At 61.3% G+C, this 2,956-nt stretch carries 1 rRNA gene; it reads right to left on the bottom strand.

Features of this window, described 5'->3' with window-relative positions:
* Nucleotides 1-59: 59 nt before the first annotated feature.
* Nucleotides 60-2,939, bottom strand: a 23S ribosomal RNA gene (locus tag B043_RS0107480).
* Nucleotides 2,940-2,956: the final 17 nt, after the last annotated feature.

Raw genomic sequence — 2,956 nt, forward strand, 5'->3', positions numbered from 1 at the left:
CGCACCACCCAAAAAGGGGGCGGAAGATCCCGAAAACTGGGGTGGCATCCCTGCAATTAAGGGTCAAGACCTCGGACCATTGGAACCGGTCAGCTCAACGCCTCACGGCGCTTACACCTCCGGCCCATCCACCGGGTCGTCTTCCCGGGTCCTTACCGGCTTAACACCGTGGGAGGCCTCATCTCGGGGCAGGTTTCCCGCTTAGATGCTTTCAGCGGTTATCCCTCCCGCACATGGCTACCCAGCTTATGCCCCTGGAGAGACAGCTGGAAAACCAGAGGTGCGTCCCTTCCGGTCCTCTCGTACTAGGAAGAGCCCCCCTCAAGCCTCCTGCGCCCGTGGCGGATAGAGACCGAACTGTCTCACGACGTTCTGAACCCAGCTCGCGTGCCGCTTTAATGGGCGAACAGCCCAACCCTTGGGACCTTCTTCAGCCCCAGGATGCGACGAGCCGACATCGAGGTGCCAAACCTCCCCGCCGCTGTGGACGCTCGGGGGAGATCAGCCTGTTATCCCCGGGGTAACTTTTATCCGTTGATCGATGGCCCTTCCACACAGAACCACCGGTTCACTAGGCCCGGCTTTCGCCCCTGCTCGGCTTGCAGGCCTCACAGTCAGGCCCCCTTCTACCCTTGCGCTCTCCAGCGGATTTCCGTCCCGCCTGAGGGGACCTTTGGGCGCCTCCGTTACCCTTTAGGAGGCGACCGCCCCAGTCAAACTGCCCGCCAAGCGCTGTCCCCCAACCAAGGGTTAGGCCCCCAGCCGCACCAGGGTGGTATTTCACCGGCGCCTCCACCGCCCCCGAAAGGACGGCTTCACAGGCTCCCACCTATCCTACGCAGGCGCAACCAAGAGCCAACACCAGGCTGCAGTAAAGCTCCACGGGGTCTTTTCGTCCTGCCACGGGTAGGCCGCATCTTCACAGCCAGTTCAATTTCACCGGGTCCCTCGCCGAGACAGCGCTCCGGTCGTTACGCTTTTCGTGCAGGTCGGAACTTACCCGACAAGGAATTTCGCTACCTTAGGACCGTTATAGTTACGGCCGCCGTTCACCGGGGCTTCGGTTCAGGGCTTGCACCCCTCCCCTTGACCTTCCGGCACCGGGCAAGCGTCGCTCCCTATACCTCCTCTTACGAGTTCGCAGAGAGCTGTGTTTTTGGTAAACAGTCGCCAGAGCCTGTTCACTGCGGCTCGCTCATCGCGAGCACCCCTTCTCCCGAAGTTACGGGGCTAACTTGCAGAGTTCCTTGGCGAGGGTTCTCCCGCGCGCCTTAGTGCTCTCGCACCCGCCCACCTGTGTCGGTCTACGGTACGGGTTCCCATGGGTTACGCTTAGAGGCTTTTCTCGGCTCCCTGGCTTCAGGAGGTTATCACCCTCTCGGGCTTCCCCACCACGCAGAGCTCACGAAGGGCGGATTTGCCTACCCCTCACCCTGCGCTTCTGGCCGGGCTCAGCCATGGCTCCGGTCTCCCTAGCCTAAAGCGTCACCCCATCGCACCCATGGGAAGGGCCGGAATATTAACCGGCTGCCCTTCGGCTACGCCTCTCGGCCTCACCTTAGGCCCCGCCTAACCCTACGCTGACGACCATTGCGTAGGAACCCTTGGGCTTACGGCGACAGGGATTCTCACCCTGTTTATCGTTACTCATGCCGGCATTCGCACTTCCCTTGCCTCCAGCCACCCTCACAGGTGACCTTCATCGGCATCGGGAACGCTCCCCTACCGCCTAGAGGGTTTTCCCCCCTAGACCCGCAGCTTCGGCGCTGGGCTTAAGCCCCGATCATTTTCGGCGCAGCACCGCTCGACCAGTGAGCTATTACGCACTCTTTAAAGGATGGCTGCTTCTAAGCCAACCTCCTGGCTGTCCCTGCGGCACCACATCCTTTCCCACTTAGCCCAGACTTCGGGACCTTAGCTGGCGGTCTCGGTTGTTCCCGCGCTCGGACACGGACGTTATCGCTCGCGCCCTCACTCCCAGGCTCCACCTGGAACCCTTCGGAGTTTGACAGGGTTTGGTAGGCTGGTAGGCCCCCTAGCCCTATCAGTGCTCTACAGGCCCCAGTCAGCACCTGAGGCTGACCCTAAAGTCATTTCGGGGAGAACCAGCTATCTCCGGGTTCGGTTAGCTTTTCACTCCTAACCCCAGCTCATCCGAGGGGTTTGCATCCCCCACCGGTTCGGCCCTCCACTGGGTTTCACCCCAGCTTCAGCCTGGCCAGGGCTAGCTCACCCGGTTTCGGGTCCACGGCCACGGACTAAACGCCCTGTTCGGACTCGGTTTCCCTACGCCTCCGCCTCATCGGCTTAAGCTCGCCCGCGACCGTGAGTCGCCGGCTCATGCTTCAATAGGCACGCCGCAACCCCACAAAAGGGCCGCGACTGCTTGTAAGCCCACGGTTTCAGGCTCTATTTCACTCCCCTCCCGGGGTTCTTTTCACCTTTCCCTCACGGTACTGGTCCACTATCGGTCACCCGGAGTACTTAGCCTTAGGCGGTGGTCCGCCCAGATTCCCCCATGGCTCCACGAACCACAGGGTACTCGGGTACCCTCACCTATCCCTACACCTTTCGCCTACGGGGCTTTCACCCTCTACGGCGCTGCTTCCCAACAGCTTCGGCTAGGCTCAGGATTCGGCATACGAGGGCCCCACAACCCCGCCCGGATAAACCAGACGGTTTAGGCTCGTCCCCTTTCGCTCGCCGCTACTCAGGGAGTCGATCTCTCTTTCCTCTCCTCTGGGTACTGAGATGTTTCAGTTCCCCAGGTTCCCCCCACCTAAAAGGTGGTGACCTGTGTTCCCACAGGCCGGGTTCCCCCATTCGGATATCCAGGGATCCACGCTCGCTACCAGCTCCCCCTGGCTTATCGCAGGTAGCCACGTCCTTCATCGGCTCGGGTGCCAAGGCATCCACCGTGGGCCCTTAGCATCTTGACCCTCAAAGAGCTACCTCA

This window comes from Thermus oshimai DSM 12092, assembly GCF_000373145.1.
Taxonomy (GTDB): domain Bacteria; phylum Deinococcota; class Deinococci; order Deinococcales; family Thermaceae; genus Thermus; species Thermus oshimai.